Source organism: Roseateles sp. (assembly GCF_039929605.1).
Taxonomy (GTDB): Bacteria; Pseudomonadota; Gammaproteobacteria; order Burkholderiales; family Burkholderiaceae_C; genus Pelomonas.
Genome location: NZ_JBDSQX010000127.1, coordinates 1 through 18567, shown reverse-complemented (window position 1 = coordinate 18567; position 18567 = coordinate 1). Strand labels below are relative to the sequence as shown.

12 protein-coding genes and 1 tRNA gene are annotated in these 18567 nt (G+C 64.5%); 9 read left to right on the top strand and 4 right to left on the bottom strand.

Annotation, left to right across the window (positions count from 1 at the left end):
- From ABIS05_RS17745 to ABIS05_RS17725, 5 genes are all read left to right on the top strand, one after another.
- The coding region (locus ABIS05_RS17745; protein WP_348014469.1) for an aminotransferase class IV at window positions 1–373 on the top strand (373 nt) is incomplete at its 5' end.
- Window positions 374–384: 11 nt separating this feature from the next.
- Window positions 385–600, top strand: a complete 216-nt coding sequence (locus ABIS05_RS17740; protein WP_348014468.1) for a zinc-finger domain-containing protein — start codon at window positions 385–387, stop codon at window positions 598–600.
- Between the two features lies 1 nt (window position 601).
- Window positions 602–1045, top strand: coding sequence for a nuclear transport factor 2 family protein (locus tag ABIS05_RS17735; protein ID WP_348014467.1), 444 nt, complete (start codon window positions 602–604; stop codon window positions 1043–1045).
- 13 nt (window positions 1046–1058) lie between these two features.
- Window positions 1059–2024 carry an alpha/beta fold hydrolase gene (locus ABIS05_RS17730; protein WP_348014466.1) on the top strand — a complete coding sequence of 322 codons (966 nt, stop codon included), beginning with the start codon at window positions 1059–1061 and terminating at the stop codon, window positions 2022–2024.
- On the top strand, window positions 2024–2539 hold the full coding sequence (locus ABIS05_RS17725) for a DUF2946 family protein (RefSeq protein ID WP_348014465.1): 516 nt from the start codon (window positions 2024–2026) through the stop codon (window positions 2537–2539). The genes ABIS05_RS17730 and ABIS05_RS17725 overlap by 1 nt, the downstream gene beginning before the upstream one ends.
- Window positions 2540–2586: 47 nt before the next feature.
- Here the strand turns inward: ABIS05_RS17725 and ABIS05_RS17720 are convergent, their stop codons facing one another.
- Window positions 2587–3126, bottom strand: a complete 540-nt coding sequence (locus ABIS05_RS17720) for a c-type cytochrome (RefSeq protein ID WP_348014464.1) — start codon at window positions 3124–3126, stop codon at window positions 2587–2589.
- A 141-nt stretch (window positions 3127–3267) separates the two neighbouring features.
- On the opposite strand from ABIS05_RS17720, the gene ABIS05_RS17715 reads away from it, so the two are divergent.
- The 4 genes from ABIS05_RS17715 (at window position 3268) to ABIS05_RS17700 (ending at window position 14367) form a co-directional block, all read left to right on the top strand.
- A tRNA-Arg gene (locus ABIS05_RS17715) sits at window positions 3268–3343 on the top strand.
- Window positions 3344–3930: 587 nt separating this feature from the next.
- Window positions 3931–10509, top strand: a complete 6579-nt coding sequence (locus tag ABIS05_RS17710; protein ID WP_348063298.1) for a DUF3320 domain-containing protein — start codon at window positions 3931–3933, stop codon at window positions 10507–10509.
- Window positions 10510–10568: 59 nt separating this feature from the next.
- Window positions 10569–12635: an ATP-dependent endonuclease gene (locus ABIS05_RS17705; RefSeq protein WP_348014462.1), complete on the top strand. Its 2067-nt coding sequence runs from the start codon at window positions 10569–10571 to the stop codon at window positions 12633–12635.
- Entirely contained in the window at window positions 12628–14367 is a 1740-nt protein-coding gene (locus ABIS05_RS17700; RefSeq protein ID WP_348014461.1) for a UvrD-helicase domain-containing protein, read from the top strand. The genes ABIS05_RS17705 and ABIS05_RS17700 overlap by 8 nt, the downstream gene beginning before the upstream one ends.
- 77 nt (window positions 14368–14444) lie before the next feature.
- Here ABIS05_RS17700 and ABIS05_RS17695 read toward each other — a convergent pair whose 3' ends face one another.
- From ABIS05_RS17695 to ABIS05_RS17685, 3 genes are all read right to left on the bottom strand, one after another.
- Window positions 14445–17105: an AAA family ATPase gene (locus tag ABIS05_RS17695; protein WP_348014460.1), complete on the bottom strand. Its 2661-nt coding sequence runs from the start codon at window positions 17103–17105 to the stop codon at window positions 14445–14447.
- The gene (locus ABIS05_RS17690) at window positions 17102–18238 is read right to left on the bottom strand and encodes a DNA repair exonuclease (RefSeq protein ID WP_348014459.1); all 1137 of its coding nucleotides are present in this window, start codon (window positions 18236–18238) and stop codon (window positions 17102–17104) included. Before ABIS05_RS17690 ends, ABIS05_RS17695 begins: the two co-directional genes overlap by 4 nt.
- A 72-nt stretch (window positions 18239–18310) precedes the next feature.
- Window positions 18311–18567: hypothetical protein (locus ABIS05_RS17685; RefSeq protein WP_348014458.1), on the bottom strand; the 257-nt coding region annotated here is incomplete at its 5' end.

The window sequence follows — 18567 nt, the reverse complement described above, 5'->3', positions numbered from 1 at the left end:
CAGCGGCTTCGTCAGCGAGGGCGCCGGCGAGAACCTGTTCATGATCAAGAAGGGCGTTGTCTACACCCCCGACCTCTCGGCCGGCGCCCTCGACGGCATCACCCGCAACACCATCCTCGCGATCTGCGCCGACCTCGGCCTGAAGCTGGTGGAAAAGCGGATCACCCGTGACGAGGTCTACATCTGCGACGAGGCCTTCTTCACCGGCACCGCCGCCGAAGTGACGCCCATCCGCGAACTGGACCGCATCGAAATCGGCTCGGGCGAATATGCCGGCACACGCGGCCCCATCACGGAGAAGATCCAGTCGGCCTTCTTCGACATCGTCAATGGCCGCAATCCGAAATACGCCGAATGGCTGACGGCCGTCTGAGAGCACAACACATGAGCACCACCCAAACTCCTGCCGCCATCGTCGAAGTCACCGCCAAGGACTGCAACGACAACGGCACCGTCTTCTGCCCCAACCCCAAGATGGCGCTGTGGAGCACCCACCCCAAGGTCTTCATCGACCTGACCCACGGCGGCCAGGGTCAGTGCCCGTACTGCGGCACGGCCTACAAGCTGAAAGCCGGTGAGGTCGTGGGCAACCACCACTGACATGTCCCGCTCCCCCGCCCAAACGGCCGCGCTGCTGGCCTCGCCCGACGACACCGAGGCCCAGTTCTACGAGGCCTTGCAGCAGGCTGACCTCGACCACCTAATGGCCCTGTGGGCCGATGACGAGGAGGTTGCCTGCGTGCACCCGGGCGGGCCGCGCATCGTCGGCCTGGGCGCCATCCGCGCGGCCTTTGCAGCGGTGTTCGAGCGCGGCGCCGTCAACATCCACCCCGAGCGTGTGCGCCGCCTGCACAGTGGCGACTGCGCCATCCACCATGTGCTGGAGCGCGTGCAGCGGGTCGGCGAGCCCCAGCAGGCCTGGGTCATCGCCACCAATGTCTTCCTCAAGACGGCCCTCGGCTGGCGCCTCGTGCTGCACCACGCCAGCCCCGGCAACGCCGGCGATGTGCAGGAACTGGTGGTAGACGCAGGCACGCTGCACTGAGGCCGTCGGTGCCATGCAGTACCGCGCCCCGCGCTGGCTCCCGGGCGGCCACGCCCAAACCATCTGGCCCGCCCTCTTCAGCCGCCAGCACGACGGCGCCCTGCCGAGTTGGACGCGCGAGCGCTGGGACACGCCGGACGGCGACTTCATCGACGTCGACTTCCTCGCAGACGCGCCGGCCGGGGCGCCCATGCTCGTGCTCTTTCATGGCCTGGAAGGCGACCGCACCAGCCACTCCAGCGTCGCCTTCGCGAGTGCCGCCCGCGCGCGCGGCTGGGCGATGGCGCTGCCGCACTTCCGCGGCTGCTCGGGCGAGCTGAACCGCGGGCCGCGGGCCTATCACTCGGGCGACTTCGAAGAGGTCGGCTGGATCTTGCAGCGCCTGCGCGAACGCCACGGCCGCCCGCTCGTCGTGGCCGGCGTGTCCCTGGGCGGCAACGCGCTGATGCGCTGGGCCGAGGAGGCCGGCACGGCCGCCGCCCACGTCGCCCACGCCGTCTGCGCCATCTGCTCGCCCATCGACCTCGCTGCGGCCGGCGCGGCCATCGACCGCGGCTTCAACAAGCACGTCTACGCGCGCCGCTTCCTGCGCACCATGATCCCCAAGGCGCTGCGCAAACTGCAACAGCACCCCGGCCTGTTCGACGGCGAGCGCCTCAAGCGCGCGTCGACCATTTACGAATTCGACAACCTCTTCACGGCGCCGCTGCACGGCTTCAAGGGCACCGAGGACTACTGGGCCCGCGCGGCGGCCAAGCCCCTCCTGCACCGCATCCGCATCCCGGCCCTCGTGTTGAACGCGCGCAACGACCCCTTCGTACCCTGCCACAGCCTGCCCCACACCGCTGAAGTGGGCGCTTATGTGACACTTTGGCAACCCGGACACGGCGGCCATGTCGGCTTCCCAGCCGGGCGCCTGCCAGGGCATCTCCTGACGATGCCCGAGCAAGTCTGCGACTGGCTCTGGAGAAACCGCTGATGGATGCCATCGTCGAAGCCGCCCTGAAAAAGTGGCCCAACGTTCCCCACTGCTACGGCTGGCTCGCGCTCGACGCGCGGGGCGACTGGTACATGCGCGACGACCGCATCCAGCAGGCCGGGCCCTTCCCGCGCGTCAAGGGCAGCCGCATCGACCACGACAAGCTGCTCGCCTTCATCGGCCGCAACTATGACTGCGACGAACGCGGCGCCTGGTTCTTCCAGAACGGGCCGCAGCGGGTCTACGTCGAACTTGAATGCACGCCCTGGGTCTGGCGCCTGCAGCCTGACGGTGCGGTGCTCAGCCACACCGGCCGGCAGGCACAGGTCGAGTCTGTCTGGCTGGACGAGACCGGCCACCTCTACCTGCTGACCGACCTGGGCCTGGGCCTCGTGCACACCCAGGACATGGGCCTGGCCGCCGAGGCCGTCGAGGCCGGGCGCTGGACGCCCCAGGACTGCCTCGCCGCCAAGCTGCCGGCCCTCTACCGCTACCAGCGCCGCCCCCATCCCTGATTGAAAAAGCCCGCGCGCGGCGGGCTTGATCGGCGGAGCGGGGAGGCTCAGTTCGCGGCGGACGCGGCCGGGGCCGGTGCCTTGGGCTCGTCGAACTTGGCGCCGCCGGCATTGGCCATGTAGACCACGGCACGGTGAATCTCGAAGTCGCTGAATTCGCCGCCACCTTGCGGGGACATGGCGCCCTTGCCCTTCAGCGCCGAGTTCAGCAGCGCTTCCACGCCGCTCTTCACGCGCGGGCCCCAGGCAGCCGCATCGCCCAGCTTGGGAGCGCCCAGCGCGCCGGTGGCATGGCAGGTGGTGCACTGCGCCTGGAAGACCTGCTCACCGGTCTTCAGCGATGCAGCGTCGTTGGCGTCCTTGACTTCGACGTGGCCGACCGGCGCGATGCGCCCGGCGACGGCCTCGCCTTCCAGCGCCCCGGTGCCAGCGGCGGGCTTGGTCGACGTGGTCACGTAGTTGGCCAGCATGATGATGAGCAGGATGGGCACGACAAAGGCAAAGAACACGGCCCAGGCGAGTTGCTTGGGGGTCTTGATCGGGCCGGTATGGGCGTCGTCTTGGTGGTGATCGTGGCTGGCGCTCATGGATTCCTCTTGTCGATCCTGTCGGTCTTCTTGGCTTTTCGCGTGCCGACGCCGGGCGCGACACGAAAAACCGCCGAATTATAGGCACCGCCCATGGAGCCGCCCGGGCGGTAGAAGCCCGCTGTTAGAATGGCGGGCTTCGCGCCCGTAGCTCAATGGATAGAGTACTGCCCTCCGAAGGCAGGGGTTGTTGGTTCGATCCCAACCGGGCGCACCAGACATGGCCTTGCAAGTCTTTGACTTGCAAGGCTTTTTCTCTTCCGCGAGGCACTGCTCAGACGAGAAGTAGCGGGAGGTGGGCCAAAAGTGGGCCAAAAGGGTTCAGCGCGAAGCCATCGCGTTGTGCGTGACCGACCGCCCTATGCGTGTCAAGTGACCACGGCCACGCGAAGTGAGTGGCCATAGATCGGGCAGTCTGGATGGCCGCCGAGGCACGCGACTGACTTGCCGACAGTTCGGACACAGGTTGGCATTTCTTCCGCCGCACGCCTTGAGGAGGGCTGGGCAGACCGGATGTGGATCAACCGGAGGATCGTCAGGGGCTGGAACGTTGGTAGCGGGTCTTCGCAGGAAAGCGCAGGGCATCAGTCTTCTAGGCCATTTCGCGCCGGCCCACTTGGCGCTCCCCTCTTCCCGAGCGTTATCTGTGACAAGATGCTTCAAAGAGGGGTGCACGCTCTGGCGTGCAGTGCAGCCAAGGACACGCACCCCGGGGGTGCCTTGAAGGCTCAAAGGTCCGACTGGCCTGTGGGGGAGTGAGATATGGGAGTAGCGACGCCCGGGGGCGACGGGACGACTGCGGGCTTGGGCGCTCGCATCGATGCGACGCTAGTCACCAAGCTAAATCTGGCGGACTTCCAGAACGCCGTGCCACTGCTTCGCGAGTTGGGCATCGCCAACGCATCCGAGGCGGACGCGAGGGACCTGGAGCTTCGGATCGAGTCCATTCCGCCATTTGTCAGACCCAAGGTGTGGCACATCGACATGCTGGCCGCTGGCAGCGAGCGCCGCATCACCGAGCTGGACTTGCAACTCGATGGCCTCTTGCTGACGCGCCTGACAGAAGCCGAGTCCGCCGTCGTCACGCTGTCACTGCACCATCGCCATGCCAGCACGCAGGCACTTGCGAGCCTGAAACGCACCGTCGAGCTACTGCCGCGCAACCAATGGGGCGGCATCTCGCACCACCTGCCCGACATGGTCGCCGCGTTCGTGCAGCCGAATGAGCCTGCCGTCGAGCGATTGCTGAAGCAAGCGGCCGACATCCTGCGCAAAAACGGCAAGCGTCCGGCGCTCGACGGCTACCAGGGCGGAAGCAAACGGGCCTGGGAGCTGAGCTCGGCCATCTGGAGCGCTGTCGCAGCGATGGGCCTGGACTACGCACTACCGCCTGCAAGCTTCGAACACAGCGGGCAGAAGGTTCGCAGCCCGGCCCAGGTCGCCGAATCGGGCCTTGCGACGTGCCTGGACCTGGCGCTGCTGTTCTGCGCCGCCATCGAACAAGCGGGCTTGAACCCCTTGGTGGTGTTCACCAAGGGCCATGCTTTTGCCGGTGTCTGGCTCAAGGCCGAGGAGTTCTCGACAACGGTCGTGGATGACGTAACGGCGCTGCGCAAGCGGGTCAAGCTGAAGGAACTGCTGCTGTTCGAAACCACGCTGGCAACGCAACGGCCTGCGCCGAGCTTCAGCTTTGCCAGCCAGCATGCAGCGCAGCAGATTGCGGAAGAGAACGAAGAGGCCTTCGAGTTGGCGGTGGACATCCGCCGGGCACGGCTGCAGCGCATCAAGCCGCTGGCCAGCGCCGAGAGCCTGGTGGCCAAGTCTGTTGCGGACGCACCCGTGGTGGTGGAGCCGACCTTTGAAGAACCGCCTGAGCTGCCCGACGACGACGCACAACCCGACCCCGACCCCACAACGCTGAACCCGAGGGACCGGCTGGCGCGCTGGCAACGCAAGCTGCTTGATCTCTCACTGCGCAACAACCTGCTCAATTTCAAGTCGGGCAAGAAGACCTTGAAGCTGGAAGCGCCCGACGCGGGCGCCCTCGAAGACTTGCTGGCCAACGGGCAAGCCTTGAAGCTGCTGGCACGGCCTGACCTGATGGACGGTGCCGACCTGCGCAGCCAGGCCATACACGAGGGTCGCGAACGCGAAGATCTGCGTCGCGAGCATGCGCGGGACGCCCTGAAGCGCCATGAAGTGTTCATCGGAGTCGCGCAGGACGAACTCGAACCGCGTCTGGTCGACCTTTACCGCACCGCACGCACGACCTTGCAGGAAGGCGGCGCCAACACCTTGTACGTGGCGCTCGGATTCCTGTCTTGGAACCGTGACGACAAGCCCGGCAGCAAGTACCGCGCACCCCTGATCCTGGTGCCGGTGACCTTGCACCGCAAGAGCATGCGTTCGGGCTTCACGCTGACACTGCACGACGACGAGCCCCGCTTTAACCCGACGCTGATCGAGATGCTGCGGCAAGACTTCAAGCTCGATCTCGGCATCGCCGATGGCGAACTCCCCAGAGACGATGCGGGCCTGGACGTGCGCGCCGTGTGGAAGGCCGTCTCACGCGCCGTGAAAGACATCAAGGGCTGGGAGGTGGCCGAAGACGTGGTGCTGGCCATGTTCTCGTTCGCCAAGTACCTGATGTGGAAGGACCTGACCGAGCGCACTGACCAGTTGCGTGAAAACCCAGTCGTCAAGCACCTGATCGACACGCCCCGCGACAGTTACCCACAAGGCGCTTCTTTCCCGAACCCCAGACGCCTGGACCACGAGTATTCGCCCGAGAAGACCTTCTGCCCGCTGCCGGCCGATTCTTCACAACTCTCGGCAGTTATGGCGGCCGTGAAGGGCAAGGACTTCGTGCTCATCGGCCCGCCCGGCACGGGCAAGAGCCAGACCATCAGCAACCTGATCGCCCAGTGCCTGGCCGAAGGCAAGCGGGTGCTGTTTGTGTCCGAGAAGATCGCCGCGCTCGACGTGGTGTACAGGCGCCTGCGCGAAGTGAAGCTCGGCGAATTCTGTTTAGAGCTGCATTCGAGCAAAGCGCGCAAGCTCGACGTGCTGGCGCAGCTGCAGAACGCCTGGGAAGCTCAGGGCGATGTGGACCCTGAGGAATGGCGTGCGCAGGCGCAGCGCCTGCAGCGCCTGCGCAATGACCTGAACGGCTATGTGGAACGCCTGCACTTCAGGCATCCCAACGGCCTGAGCATCTTCGACGCCATCGGTAGGGTGGTGGATGGTGAAGATCTACCCGACCTGGCCTTGAGCTGGCCACAGGCCAGCGCCCACGACCGCGTCGCGCTGGAAGGCCTGCGCGACATTGCGGATCGCCTTGAAGTGAACGCCGCCGCAGTGGGGCACGGCATGCTGCTGAGCCACCCGCTGGCGGCTGTGGCACAGGGCGACTGGTCACCCGCCTGGCAGCAAACCCTGGTGGACGCGGCGAGGCAGGTGTTGCCCGCCGTGCAGACCCTGCAGGCGACGCATCAACACTTTGCCGCTGCCATCGGCATGCCGGCTATGCCACTAAATCGCCGTGCCCGTGGCGCTGTGGGCGTGCTGGCCAGGGCCCTGCCCCACTCTGCGGGCCATGACTGGCGCTTTGTGTTGCGCGCCGACGCGCGTAACTTGTTCGAGCGTTTGCAGGCGGGCGCAAGCCTGCTGAAGCAGCACAGAGACATCAGTGCCCAGCTCGCTGTGGACTGGCCGCAACCCGTGGTGACTGCGTGCCAGCAAGGCCTGGCGCTGCTCATGCGACGACGCACCGCACACGCAGCACTGGGCCTACCCTGGGCGGCCGAGGTGCAGGGTGAACTGCGCAAGGGCCTGGCGCTGCTCGACCAAATCACGAAGGCGACGCAGCAGCTTTCGGTGAGCTATGGCGAGCAAGTCGAACAACTCAACGTGAACCAGCTGCAGCGCGATTGGGCCAAGGCCGAAAAGGCCATTTGGCCGATGTCGTGGCTGGCCAAGCGCAAGCTGCGCGCCGCGCTGGAGGCAGCCGTCACCGGCGAAGGTGAGCCAGATGTCGCTGCAGACCTGCGCTTGTTGGTGCGCCTGCGGGCCCTGCGAGCCGAGGTGCAGAACCTGGAGATGGGGCCCGGCCCCGAAGATGTCTGGAAGGGCCTGAAAACCCGACCTGAGCTGGTGGACGCCGCGTTGCAGATGCAGCAAGTGCTGGCCGCTGCGCGCCAGGAACAAACCTGGGCCGACCAGGGCCTGGAAGTTGTGGCCAGCGGCCGCTGCGGCGAACGCCTGACCCAAGACCTGGAACGGGTGCGTGCGCTGGGGGCTTTGGACACCGACATCGCAGCGCTTGAATTTTTGGGCTTGGCAACTGCCGGCCTGTGGGCCGGACGTACCACCCGCGAAGCGCTGGTGCAGGCCGCACTGGCCTTCAATGCCGCTCGCGGAATGGTGCGCGGTGCCGGCGCCCTGGCTGGCGAGCACCCTAGCGTTGTCACGGGCGACTGCGGCCCCGTCATGGCCACCGACTGGCAGGGCCTGCGCGACCGCGCCGTCATCGAACAGCAGCTCGCTAGCTTCAACGACCTGACGGCGCTGACGGCCGGCCTGTGGAACGGCCTGAGCACCCGCGTCGACGAGTTGGACAAGGCATCGAAGTTCCAGACCTCGATAGCCACGGCCATCGCCAACTTGGCCAGCACTCCTGAAGACATCGCTGGGCTCAAGACTGCGCTGGATAGGTTGCTCGGCGAAGGCAATGCCTTGCTGGAGCCTGCCGGCCCCATCGCCGCTGCGGGCCAGAGCTACCTGACCGCCTGGGGCGCGCTGCAGCCTTGCATCGACAGGCTCAGCGCGGCCGGAGTCTTCACAGACACTGCCCAGGCCAGCTTCGGCGAAGTGACGCTGGATGAACTGGCGCAGCGCTGCAGCGCCATCGTGCAGGCCGCCCCCCGCCTGAATGCCTGGTGTGCCTGGCGCAAGGCCAGCCAGCAGGCTATCGCGTTGGGCTTGGCACCGTTGGTGGCGGGCCTGGAGAACGGCGCCATCGCGCCCGGCACCACAAGCCGCGCCTTCGAGACCGGCTACAGCCGCTGGTGGCTGAATGCAGCGGTGGACAACGAACCCGTCATCCGCAGCTTTGTCGCAGCCGAGCATGAGAAGCGCATTGGTGACTTCCGGGCACTGGAAGCCCAGTACACCGAGCTGACCCGCGCCTGGGTGCGCGCCACGCTGTGCGCCGATTTGCCCAAGCAGGACGGAGTGACCCGCAACTCGGAGTGGGGCATCCTGCGGCACGAGATGAACAAGAAGCGCGCGCACATGCCTTTGCGCGCGCTGATGAGCAGCATCCCGTCGGCGCTGACAAAGCTGACACCCTGCCTGTTGATGAGCCCGCTGTCGATTGCGCAGTACCTGGGCACCGACGCCAACGCCTTCGACATGGTGGTGTTCGACGAAGCGAGCCAGATCCCCGTGTGGGACGCGGTGGGCGCCATCGCCCGCGGCAAGCAAGTAGTGATGGTGGGAGACCCGAAACAGCTGCCGCCGACCAACTTCTTCGACCGCGCCGAGTCGTCGGCTGATGAAGAAGATGTGGAAGGCGACCTGGAAAGCATCCTCGACGAATGCCTGGGCGCCAACCTGCCGACGATGAACCTGGCTTGGCACTACCGCAGCCGCAACGAGAGCCTGATCGCATTCAGCAACCATCACTACTACGGCGGATCACTCGTCACCTTTCCATCACCCGTCACTGAAGACCGGGCAGTGAGCTTCCATCACGTCAAGGGCACGTATGAAAAGAGGGGTGCGCGCATCAACAAGCCCGAGGCCAAGGCCCTGGTGGCCGACATCGTGGCGCGGCTCAAGTCGCCAGGCTTTCGCGAGAGCCGGCTGACCATTGGCGTGGTGACCTTCAACACCGAGCAGAAGGATCTGATTGAAGACCTGCTGGACGAAGAACGCCGGCGCGACCCCGCCATCGAGCCCCACTTCGATGAGGTGGAGCTGGAGCCGCTGTTCGTGAAGAACCTGGAGAGTGTGCAGGGCGACGAGCGCGACATCATGTACTTCTCCATCACCTACGGGCCCGACCTGGCCGGCGCGGTGTCGATGAACTTCGGCCCGATGAACCGCACCGGCGGCGAGCGCCGCTTGAACGTGGCCATCACACGCGCGCGGCACGAGTTGCGGGTGTTCAGCAGCCTCAAGAGCGAGCAGATGGACCTGGCGCGCACACAGGCCCTGGGCGTGCGTGACCTGAAGCACTTTCTGGAGTTTGCCGAACGCGGCCCGCGCGCGTTGGCCGAAGCCACGCGCGGCAGCCTGGGCGACTTCGAAAGCCCGTTTGAAGAAGCCGTGGCCAAGGCGCTGACGGCCAAGGGCTGGGAACTGCACACCCAGATCGGCGCATCGTCCTTCCGCGTCGACCTGGCCGTGGTGCACCCCGATGCGCGGGGCAGCTACCTGACCGGCATTGAGTGCGACGGCGCCACCTACCACCGCAGCGCCACCGCTCGCGACCGCGACATGCTGCGCGAGCAAGTGCTGCGCGGCCTGGGTTGGCAGATCGAGCGCGTGTGGTCCACCGACTGGTGGGTGGACCGGGTGCGGACGCTGGAGAGACTGGACGCCAAGTTGCGCGGCTTGCTGGAGATCAGCAGGGTCAAGCGTGCGGAAGCGGCGGAGAGGCAGGCTGCAGCGGATGCGGCAGCAGCGGCCATAGCGAAGGCACGCGAGGAGGCTGCGCCACTTGACGCTGCGGCTTCAAGCGGCGCGGGCGTTGATGGCGCGGCGCAGGTTCAGTTTGGGTTGGGGCTGAATCCCGGGCCGGCTGAACAGCAGCCGCAAGAGCAGGAAGCCGAGGTTTATGCGCACAACGCGGCCAGCGGTACGGGGGCTGGTTCAGCCGTCTTTGTGGAGTCGGACCCTGCGTCCGTTGTAAGTGCGGTGAACGCTGACGCGTTCTTCGACAGCGGCTACGACGCGGTGCTGATGACGATGATTGCCCACGTTGTCGAAGTCGAGGGGCCGGTGCTCGACACGGCGCTGGCGCGGCGCATTGCGCGGGCGCATGGGTGGCAGCGGACGGGGGCGCGGATTCAGGAGCGGGTGGAGAGGCTGGCGAGGATGGCACACCGAACGACCGATGAGGACGTTGGGACGTTTTACTGGGCATCAGCTCGTGGCCCCGAGATACCAATGGTGTTCCGGCGACCAAGTGGCGAGGCCGTGAGAGTCGTGGATGAGATCTGCATGTCCGAGCTTGCCGAGCTAGCAAGAGAGGTGCAAAGCCGTGGAGCTCACGCGGACAGCGTTGTACTCACGATGGCGCGAGACCTTGGTTTGCAACGAACTGGAACTGCAGTTCGGACGCGGCTTGAAGCAGCAATCGCTTGGGTCGCAAGGTAGTTGCGTGGAGCACGCCTACGTTGTTATGTCTTTGAGCCCATGCCGTCATTGAGAGACAAATGCACATCCATCACGTCGAGATCAAGAACTTCCGTCTTCTGGCCAATGTTGATCTGGCCCTGGAAGAACAGACAACCGTCATCGTGGGACGAAACAACAGCGGCAAGACATCCCTCAATGAGGTTATGCGTCGATTGATGGCAGACGGCACTGCGGTCTTTCAGCTCGAAGACTTCTCGAGCGCCTGCTATGACGGTTTCTGTGCAGCCCTTGAAGCAAGAAACAACGGGGCAGAAGACGACGCTATCCGTGCTCTCGTTCCTGCGATAGAGCTTCGACTCAAGTTTTGCTACGACCCGGCACAACCAAAGCTTGGCCCCCTGAGCCCCTTCGTAGTCGATCTTGACCCCGCATGCGCGCAAGCGCTTGTCGCGGTGCGCTATGAACTGAAAGATGGTCAAGTCGGGCGCTTCTTTGAGGGTCATCCAACCACACCTTTGACAGACGAAACGCGGACCGTGTTCTTTCGTGCCCTGCGAGAGAGAATCCCCGGCGACTTCAGCCTCAAGATTTGGGCTGAAGACCCAAACGACTCTGACAACCTGCGACAGCTCCAACCGGCTGCCCTGCGAGGCTTGGTGAAGACGGGCTTCATCAATGCTCAGCGCGGCTTGGACGATGTGACGTCGCGCGAATCGGATGTACTTGCCAAGACAGTTGAAAGCCTGTTTGCGACGGCTTCTTCGCCGGCAGCCGATTCCTCCGACAAGCAGATCGCCGAAGCGCTAAAGAGCGCGGTTCAGGACATCCAAGCGCAGATCGATACAAACTTCAGCAGCCAGCTCAAAAGCCTGGTGCCTGCCTTGCAGAGCTTCGGCTACCCCGGTCTTGGCGGACAGGAGTTGCATACGGAAACCATCCTTGATGTGCGCAAACTGTTGTCCAACTTCACGAAGGTCCGTTACGCAGGGTACAGCGGCATCGCCCTGCCAGAGTCGTACAACGGTCTCGGAGCGCGCAACCTGATCTTCATCCTGTTGCAACTCGCCGGGTTCTATAAGGCGTTTCGGGCGGAGGCGACCGAGCCAGGTGTTCATCTGATCTTCATCGAAGAGCCTGAGGCCCACTTGCATCCGCAGATGCAGGAGGTTTTTGTCCGTCAGTTGGCCAAAATCGCACAGCAGTTGGTCGCCAGCACTGTGGACAAAACGCCGTGGCCGGTGCAGTTCGTGGTGTCGACTCATTCGTCACACGTCGCCAATGAGGCGGGCTTCGAGAGCATCCGCTACTTTCTTGGAACAAGCTCTCCCGGAGCGCCAGAAGGCGTCCGTCAGACCAGGATCAAGGATTTGCGGAAGGGCTTGAAGGGAACATCAGAGCCCGACAAGAAGTTTCTGCACCAATACATGACGCTGACGCGTTGCGATCTTTTCTTCGCCGACAAGGCCGTGCTTGTCGAAGGGCTGAGCGAAAGGCTGTTGCTTCCCATCATCATCAAGAAGCTGGAAACGGCCGAACCTGACGGCCCGAAGTTGTCCAGCCAATACATGACGGTGATGGAAGTCGGGGGGGCCTACGCTCACCTTTTCTTCGACTTGCTCCAGTTCCTCGAACTCCGAAGTTTGATCGTCACCGATCTGGATGCTGTTGAGAAGGCCGGTGGCAAGGCTTGTGCGGTACACAAAGGAACGTATTCAAGTAACGCGGCCTTGAAATCGTGGTTCTCCAATGACGATCCCTTCACGCTGGCCGGCCTCCTAGCGAAGTCCGATGCAGAGAAAGTAAACACGCGAAACCGAATTGCCTACCAATGCCCTGAGACAAAGGGCGGCCCCTGCGGGAGAACCTTCGAGGATGCTTTCATCCTCGCAAACCCAGCAATGTTCGGGCTGACTGGTAAAACACCGCAGGAGTTGGAGATACAAGCTCGAGACAAGGCCGATGAGCTGAAGAAGTCAGAGTTCGCCTTGAGGCACGCAATCGCAGAGACCGGATGGACGGCGCCGACGTACATCCTTAGCGGCGTTCGCTGGCTGGCCGGCGGTGAAGTGCCTGTGCCCGATCCAGTGTTGGCGTTGGCCGTTGAAGCCGCTGTAGCTCCCGTTGGTGGAGTTGTCAATGCCTGAGATCGAGTCTCCAGCAGAAGACGCGAGTCGGCGCGCGCTCGAGGCCATGTATGCCTGCCTCGATGCCGGCAACAGTTTTCGCTTAGAAGCGGGCGCGGGTGCTGGCAAGACCTACTCCTTGATCAAGGCCCTCCAGTTCTTGATTGATCGCGATGGGAAAACGCTACCCAAACGCAGCCAGCAGATTGCGTGCATTACGTTCACCAATGTCGCCAAGGATGAGATCGCAGCGCGTACAGATCGAAGCCCGTTGATCTTTTGCGAGACGAATCATGCTTTCTGTTGGTCGCTGATCAGCGGATTCCAGAAGCCGCTCCGCGCTTTGGTGGAGGCTCTTCCTGCGTGGAAAGATCGCCTCGAGGAAGCAGGCGGCAGCTTGGGGAAACGCACCATCGAGTACAGCCTCGGGCATCGATCCATCCGCGATGATCGCGCTTCGTTGCATCACGATGACGTGCTTCCTCTGACGATCTCATTAATGGAGCATGCGAAGTTCCGTCGCATGATCTCGGATCGCTTTCCGATCATCTTGGTCGACGAATACCAAGACACCGACAACGATTGGGTTGAGGCGATCAAGACCCATTTCCTCGGTCAACCCGAGGCACCGTTGTTCGGCTTCTTTGGTGACCACTGGCAGAAAATTTATGGTGGCGGCTGCGGCAGACTTGAGCATGCTGCCGTGACCGAAATTGGCAAGGAGGCCAACTTCCGATCGGTCAAGACCGTAGTTGATTGCCTCAACCGCATGCGGCCGGAGCTACGGCAGTTCGTCGAGGATCCCGAAGCGGTCGGGCAGGTGCATGTGTTTCACTCGAACGACTGGAAAGGTCAACGCCAGAAGGGGGCGCACTGGGCGGGTGATCTGCCTTCCGATGTCGGTCATGAGACCCTTGTGCGCGTCAAGGCCTCGCTTGAGAAAGTCGGATGGAATCTATCCCCTGATCGCACGAAGATCCTGATGCTGACGCATAGGCTGCTGGCGAGCGAACAGGGATATTCGAGTCTGCCAGGTACGTTTCGGTACAACGAAGCCTTCACGAAGAAGGAACATCCGCACGTTGAGTTCTTTGTGGATGAACTCGAGCCCGCGTGCGATGCCTTTGTTGCGCGCAAGTTCGGCGCAATGTTCGAAGCGCTCGGCGGCGGAGCACCGCTGATACGAAGCCATGCGGATAAGGCGTCTTGGCACTCCGCAATGACGCAACTGATCGCGCTGCGGGAAACCGGTACCGTCGGCCAGGTCATCGACCACCTGCATTCGCAGAAGCGGCCAAGACTTCCGGACGCCGTCGAAAAGCGAGAACGCGAACTACGCACCTTCGCCAATACAACCGGAGAGGAAATGCCCCCTGCCTTGGTGGAACTCGAGAAGCTCCGTGCGGTTCCCTATGTTGAGATCAAGGCACTTCGCAAGTACCTCGACGGCCATTCCCCCTTTGAGACAAAGCACGGCGTCAAGGGAGCACAGTTTGAGAATGTGCTTGTCGTGATTGGTCGCGGTTGGAACCAATACAACTTTGGCGAGATGCTTGAACTTGCTGGCGCGCAAGCTATTCCTGCGGCGAAAGAAGCCGCGTACGAGCGGAACCGTAATCTGTTTTACGTTGCTTGCTCAAGGCCCAAGTTACGACTTTCTCTTCTGTTCACCCAACAGTTGTCGCCACAGGCGCTCGCCACTCTTGAAAACTGGTTTGGTGCAGACACGATCAGCGCAGCGCCTACTTTGTGACCGCATGGCAAATCCCAGAATCGTTGAGCTGAGCTGGTTGCGCAAGCCGTCGCTGCCGTCTACTCGCTCTACAAGAGCTATCCAGAAAAGTTACGGACAGCATCTAATGACCTCGCGCTCACCCCAACGTCCCTCCAGTTCATCGCATGACACGTGAACAGCAGTATCTGATGCCGCGTCCCCGCATCAAACAACACCCGCTTCATCAACGCCAGCCGTTCTTCATCACTGTGCACCAACGCGTCATCCAGGATGATCAAGGTCGGCCGCCCCGCCTCGCGCAGCAAGTCCGCATAGGCCAGCCGGCTGATCACGCCCATCTGCTCGCGCGCACCGAAGCTCAGCGCGTCGAAGGCACCTGACTCCGGCCCCGCCGGCCCGCTGCGCGTCAGCGGGCCGGGGCTCAAGGTCTCGTCGATCGCCAGGTGCGCCTGCGGAAACAGCAGTTGCAGGTAGTGGTTCAGGTGCTTCTGGAGCGGCGCCTGCAGCTTGCGCGTCAAGACACCACGCTGCTCTTTCAGCAGCTTCAGCAAGTGGTCCAGCGCCGCAGCACGGCGGCGCAACTCTTCGGCGCGGCGGGCCGCCTGCGCGAGGTCGCGCGCCAACGCTGCGCGGCGCTCCTCCAGGCCTTGCGCGCCGGCGCTCTCCAGTTCGACTTCCATCCGAAGCAAGGCCGTCTTGCGCTCCTCGAAGCTCTTCTCCAGCTGTTCGGCGCTGCGTCGATAGCGCTCGACGTCTTGCTTCAGGATGTCGGGGCGAGCTTGCGCCACCTCATCGGCCTTGGTGTTGACCGAGGCGGCCAGTGCCTGCTGCTCCGCGCGTGCGTCCACCAAGGCCTGGCTGGCGGCCTGCAGCTTGCCGGCACGGTCGGGCGCATTCAGCAAGAGCAGCGCTGCCTGGTGCTCGCGCTGCGCGCCTTCCAGCGCGGTTTGTGCGTTGCCCGCAGCGACGCGCGCCGGGCCCAGGCTGGCGTTGATCTGCTCCAGAGCGCGGCGGGCGCCGTCCTCGGCAGTTTCGGCCTCAGAGACCGATGGCAGCGGCGCGCCGGCTGCCTCCTGCGTCGCAGCCATCTTGCCCAGCGCCGCCTCGACATCTTTCGCCCGGGCGGCCTGTGCCAAGGCCTCGGCGCGCAGCGCGTCAACGCCCTTCGGCGCCAGGGCCTTCAGCGTGGCGGCCATCGCTTTCAGTTCGGCGGCGCGTTGTGTGTGCGCCTGATGCCGCCCCTCGGCTTCGTCCAGAGACGCCAGGCCCGCCCGTTGCAGCCCTGCTGCGTGCGCGTCGCTCACGGCGCTCTCCTGGCGGCCCAGTTCGGCCAAGTCGGCGCCACCGGGGGATATCTCGATCTGGCCCATCGCCCCCAGTTGCAGCGTGGCGGCTTCCAGCAGCAGCCTTTCGCCGGTGCCAGCCAGCGGCTCACCATTCAATTGAACGCCGTGGCCATCAAGGAGCTTGAAACGAAGGCGCGTTGCCGCCGCAGCACGCTGAATCTGCAGTTCGCGCAACTGCTGGCTCTGTGTGCGCAGCTGCTGCAGTACGCCGGCATCGATCTGCGCCGCCGCCGCTTGCGCCTGCAGATCAAGCGCCCTGGCTTGCTCGGCCTCCACCTGTTGCAGCCGCAGCTGCGTGGTCTGGGCCTTGTGCTTCAGCTCGTCAAGTTCCCGCGCCAGGCTGGCGCGGGTGTCGTGCTGGCGCACCCGGCGCAGCAGGTTTCTCGCGGCTTCATAGGATGCTTGCGCGGCGCCGGCCTGGGTCGCCCACTGCGCCACCAAATGTGACGCAGCGCTCGCTGCCAGCTGCGCCGCGTCCACCGCCACGCCGCGCGCCTTGGCCGCTGCCTCCTGCTCGGCAAATGCCTCCAGCCTGCTTCGTAGCAGGTTGACCTGTGCGTCGAGTTGCTCGGTGCGCTGGCGCTCGGCTGCCAGCGCGCTCTGTACACGTTCGATGGCTTCGAGCTTGACGCGCGCCTCGTGTTCCTGCGTGCGAAAGCCTGCCCAGGGCCGCTCGGCCTCGTCAGCAGCCTGGTCGCGCCGCAAGCCGCCAAGTAAGTCCACCTTGTGCCGATAGGTGGCCACGTCGGTGTCGGCGGCCTTGAGCTCAGCGTCCAGCTGCGCCTGTCGCTTCAAGGCCTCAGACAGGGCACCACGAGGGGCGCCGCCTGCAGGCGTCAGCAGGTCGTTGCGCTGCGTCTCCACGGTGGCCAGCACGTCGTCACCGCCGCTGCTGGCCACTTCGCCCAGTGACGCATTCAAGGCGTTGCGCAGGTGGCCGGTGGCATGCGCCACCGGGTCTTGAATATCTTGGCCTGCGCCTTGCTGAATCCACAGCAAGCCAGGGATACCCCAGTGCTGTGCCGCGCTGGCGCCCTTGCCCGCGTACTGGAAGCCCAGCAGCTCGGCCAGATGGTCTTCGGCCAGCGCGCCGTCGAGCCGCTGTGCGCCGGCCTGCAACTCGCAGCGCTTCTTGCCCAGGAAGCTCTTGGTTAGGCGGTAGGGCTGGCCTGCAACGGTGAACTCGAGTTCCACAGTCGGTGATGCAGACGCGTCGCCCCACGGCCGCAAGTCGTCGACGCTGCTGGACCGGTGGCGCTCGAAGAAGGCCGCACGCACAGCGGCCACGATGGTGCTCTTGCCGGCTTCGTTGGGGCCGGTGAACAGGTTGATGCCATCGGTGAGCCCCGTGATCTCGACGGGCTTGCGAAACTGCTTGAACTGCTCCAGCCGAATGCGCGTGATCTTCACGGCGCAGCCCTCGCGCCAGCGCGGCGCTCATCCAGGATGCCGGCCAGCAGCGCCAGCGCGTCGCGCGCCACGCCCGCCGACTCGGCGGCTGCATCTTCCTGGGCCGCCCGCAGGTTGGCGATCACGTCGCCCAGGTAGCCGTCGGCCTGCAGCGCGCCGAAGTCTTCGGAGGTGGGCTCGAAACGCAAGGCCGAGAGGTCGGCGGCGAGGCTGCGCGTTCGGCCGCGCGCCTGGCCGATGGCATCGACCAAGCGCCGCCGTCCCGGCAGGTCAATGCGGCCGGTCAAGTTGAGTGCGACCACGTCGGCGCTTGTCAGGTCGGCCAGTTGCTGCAGCAAGGCGTCGATGTCGCTCGGCACCTGCAGATCCACGGTGTCTTCGCGCCAGCGGTACTGGCCTGTGGCGTGCTGCACCACGCTCGGCAGGCCGCCGGGTTCGACTAGGCTCACGATCAGTGCCTGGCCGGACGCGTTGGCCCTGAAGCGGTCTGTTTCCGGCGTGCCGCTGTACCAGGTGCGTGCGTCAACCTGCTTGCACCCATGCCAATCACCCAGGGCCAGGTAGTCCAGTGCGGCCTGCTCGGCGCGCGCTGCTGCAATCGGGTTGCTGGAGTCGATGTCTTCGGCCAGTATGCCCTGCACGCTGCCGTGCGCCAGGCCCACACGGAACAGCCCCGGTGGCACCCGCGCCGCAGCAAACCATTCGGTCAGGTCGTTGTATGTGTGGCGCTGCGTCAACGGCGCCGGCAGCACGGCCAAGCCCAGCGAAGGGAGCAAGAGTGGTTCTGGTCGCAGGCAGACATGCGCATTCGGGGGCACCGCGTTCAGGCGCGCGGCGCGGGTCCAGACCGATTCGACAAGGCCGGCGTCGTGGTTGCCGGGGATCAACACCCAGGGCCCGCTGAACGCGGCCATGCTGTTGAAGAGTCGGTGAATGGTCTTGTCAGCGACACCTTGCGCGTCGAACACATCACCCGCCACCAGTACGGCATCAACGCCCTGCGCGATAGCGAGTTGGGCCAGCCGCTCGACCACCGTGAAGCGTGCCTCGGCCAGGAGCGCCGCCTCGTCGGTGTCGAATTGGCCGTACTGCTTGCCGATCTGCCAGTCGGCTGTGTGCAGCAACTTGATCAAGGTTCTTTCCTTCTGCTTTCGGGTCAGTCTAGCGGCAGCCGATTGCTGGCGGCCGGCCTATCCTGCACTCAATCATTTCCCTCCTCTTGGCTCGATGGCATGTCGAGCCATCGCTGAAATCCCGCCACAAATCAGCGCGTCGCACCGCATCGCGTCCATCAACATGAACGCAACCGAACAGCGACCGGCAAACAGCGGCAGTTTGTGAACGCAGACCGCACGTTGCGATGCCTGTCCGAACGCGGAGCGGCAAATGCGAACAGACACCGAACATTCACCGGCAACGGGTGAACAGAGACCGGCAGTGCAGCGAGCGGGCGTGGCGCCGA